General features: G+C 66.3%; 1 protein-coding gene. It reads right to left on the bottom strand.

Annotation, left to right across the window (positions count from 1 at the left end; genetic code table 11):
* Window positions 1-3709: non-ribosomal peptide synthetase (locus A2J02_RS17105; protein ID WP_156516263.1), on the bottom strand; the 3709-nt coding region annotated here is incomplete at both ends.

The raw sequence follows: 3709 nt of genomic DNA on the forward strand, positions 1-3709 counted from the left end.
GAGCCCAGAAGAACTCCCACACCGAGACGTCGAAGGTCGACGGAGTCTTCTGCAGCACCACGTCGTCGGCGTTCAGCCGATACTCGTGCTGCATCCACAGCAGGCGGTTGACGATCGCCTCGTGCGAGACCCCGACACCCTTGGGGCGACCTGTCGATCCCGACGTGAAGATCACGTAGGCGATGTTCGAGGGCCGCAGCGGGGCTGCACGGTCGGCGTCGGTCAACGGCGTCGAGGACATGTCGGACACGTCGAGTGTGTCGATGTCGATCGTCTCGACCCCGGCGAACTCCACGTGATCTCGCGTGGTGGACAGCACTCGGACCGGTGCGGCCGTGGCCACGATGTATTCGTTGCGATCGGCCGGCTGCGTCGGATCGATCGGAACGTACCCGGCTCCGGCCTTGACGATCGCGTACATACCCACGAACAGGTCGAGGCTGCGTCCGATGGCGAGCCCCACGAGGGAGTCGGGCCCGACACCGGTCGACACCAGATGTCGCGCAAGACGATTGGCTCTCGCCGCGAACTCCGCATACGTCAGCCGCTCCCCCTCGAACACCAGAGCCGGTGCATCGGGGGTCCGGTCGACCTGACGGTCGAACAGGTCGACCAACGTCACCTGCTTCGGCACGTCGTGTTCGGTCCGGTTCCACGCCGTGACGACGCGCTCGCGCTCGCCGTCGTCGAGAAGGTCGATGTCTCCCACCGACAGCGAGGGATCTGCGACCACGGCAGTGAGCATCCGCACGAAACGTTCGGCAAATCCTCGGACCGTCGCGGCGTCGAAAAGATCGGTCGCGTAGGTCAACTCGGCTGCCATGCCCTGTCCGCGACCGTCCACTCCGATGGACTCGGTGACGGTCAGCTGCAGGTCGAACTTCGCCACCTCGGCATCCAGGGCGACGCTGTCCACCGACAGTCCGGGTAGGTCCACGTGCGTACGGGTGAGGTTCTCGAACGAGAGCATCACCTGGAACAGCGGGTGCCGAGCCTGCGACCGGGACGGGTTCAGCACCTCGACCAAGCGCTCGAACGGCAGATCGGCGTGCCCGAACGCACCGAGCGCGACCTCGCGGGCGCGGCCGATCTGCTCCGAGAACGTGCGACCCGACTCGATGTCGGTGCGCAGCACGAGGGTGTTGACGAACATGCCGACCACGTCGTCCAAGGCTGCGTCGCCGCGGCCTGCGACCGGGGTACCGATCGCGATGTCCTCGGTGCCGGACAGGCGCGCGAGCAGTACCGCCAGAGCGGCGTGCACGACCATGAACAGCGATGCGTTGTGCGTGTGGGCCAGCGAGGACAGGCCTCGGTGGACCTCGGCCGGTACCTCGAATCGGATCGACGATCCCTGGTACGACTGACGATTCGGGCGCGGCCGATCGGTCGGCAGGTCCAGCTGGTCGGGCAGACCGGCAAGCATGTCGGCCCAGTAGTCGACCTGACCGGAGATCAGCGAGTGCGGATCGTCCTCGGAGCCGAGAACCGAACGCTGCCACAGGCTGTAGTCGGCGTACTGCACCTCGAGCGGCATCCACGCCGGGTTCTCCCACGCGGTGCGTGAGGCGTACGCGATCATGAGGTCGCGGGCCAGTGGACCCATCGACCAGCCGTCGGCCGAGATGTGGTGCACCACCATGGCGATGACGTGCTCGCGGGGACCGATCTCGAAGAGGCGAGCCTGAATCGGAACGTTGACCGTCACGTCGAACGTCGTCGACGCGAGCGTGAAGACCTGCCGCTGGATATCGGTCGCGGACGTCGGAACGGGCATCAGGTTCGGCACCGTCTGCGCGGCGTCGAGGATGGTCTGCTGCGGGCCGGCCGCGGTGTCGGGATAGACCGTGCGCAGCGATTCGTGACGGTCGATGACGTCCATGATCGCCACCTGCAACGCGGCGACGTCGAGTTCGCCGGTCAGTCTCAGTGCGAACGGAATGTTGTACGCGGTCGAATCGGCGTCGAATCGATTGAGGAACCACATTCGCTGCTGCGCGAGCGAGAGCGGAATGCGCTCGGGCCGCACGGTTGCGACGAGCGCGACGCGGCCGCCCTCCCCTGCGGCCTGCTCCACCCGTACCGCGAGCAGCGCTACGGTCGATGCCTCGAACAGCATGCGCACCGGCACGGTCGCATCGAGAGCGACTCCGAGGCGCGAGACCACCTGCGTGGCGATCAGCGAGTTGCCGCCGAGTTCGAAGAAGTCGTCGTCGAGACCCACGCGTTCCACGCCGAGAACGTCGGCGAAGACGTCGGCGACGATCTCCTCGATCGGTGTGGTCGGGGCGCGGAACTCGCGCACCTCGAACACCGGAGCCGGCAGTGCCCGGCGATCGAGCTTGCCGTTGACGGTCAGTGGGATCGAGTCGAGCACGACGAAAGCCGACGGCACCATGTACTCGGGAAGTACCTCTGCGATACCGGTTCTGATGTCTTCGATGTCGACGATCGGTCTGCCCTCGACCGCGGCGGACACCACGTAGGCGACCAGTCGAGCTGCACCGGGCGAGTCCTCGCGCACGACCACGGCGGCCTGGGTGACGGTCGGCTGCGCGGACACCGCCGCCTCGACCTCACCCAGTTCGATGCGGAATCCGCGCACCTTGACCTGGTCGTCGGAACGTCCGAGGTACTCGAGTTCGCCTGCGGCGTTCCACTGTGCGAGGTCACCGGTTCGGTACAGCAGCGATCCCTCGTCGGCTCCCGACGCGAACGGGTTCGCCACGAAGCGGACCGACGTCAGTTCCCGGCGACCGAGGTAACCGCGGGCGAGTTGTCCACCGGCGACGTACATTTCACCGGGCACCCCGACCGGAACCGGGTGCAGGCGAGTGTCCAGTACGAATACCCGCAGCCCGGCGATCGGCTTACCGCCCACCGACGCACTGGTCTCGACGGACGCGGCATCGAGCGCACGGTAGGACACGTGCACGGTCGTCTCGGTGATGCCGTACATGTTGACGAGCTGGGGCGCACTGTGCCCGTGCCGTTCGAACCAGCCGGTCAGCCGTCGTTGTTCGAGGGCTTCGCCGCCGAAGATCACGTACCGCAGCACCAATTCGCCGTGCGCGGTCGCCGTCGTGCGATCGGCCTCGGAGAGCTGATAGAACGCCGACGGCGTCTGGTTGAGCACCGTGACCTGCTCGTCGACGAGCAGTCGGTGGAATGCCTCCGGCGACCGTGAGGTGAAGTAGTCGACGACGACCAACGTGCCGCCGTACAGCAACGGTCCCCACAGCTCCCACACCGAGAAGTCGAATGCGTAGGAGTGGAACATCGTCCAGACGTCGTCGGCACCGAAGCCGTAGACAGAATCGGTGTTGTCGAGCAGCCGAATGACGTTGCGATGCGGAACCATCACGCCCTTGGGACGCCCCGTCGAACCCGAGGTGTAGATGACGTAGGCGACGTTGTCGGGCCGCAGCGGAGCAGTCCGATCCTCGTCGGTGACGGGATCGTCGGACACCGAGGACAGATCGACGGTGTCGATATCGAGCAGCGCTGCGCCGGTACGTGATTCGACGTCGGACGGCAGTTCGACTCGGTCCGAGCCGGACAACAGAACGGTGGTGGGGCGAGCATCGTCGAGCATGTACTCGACCCGGTCGAGTGGGTAGCTCGGGTCGACGGGGAGGTATCCACCGCCGGCCTTGATCACCGCGACGAGCGCGACGACCAGTTCCGCCGACCGAGGAAGTGCTACGGC

Origin of the sequence: Rhodococcus sp. EPR-147 (genome assembly GCF_001647185.1) — a bacterium.
Lineage (GTDB): Bacteria > Actinomycetota > Actinomycetes > Mycobacteriales > Mycobacteriaceae > Rhodococcoides.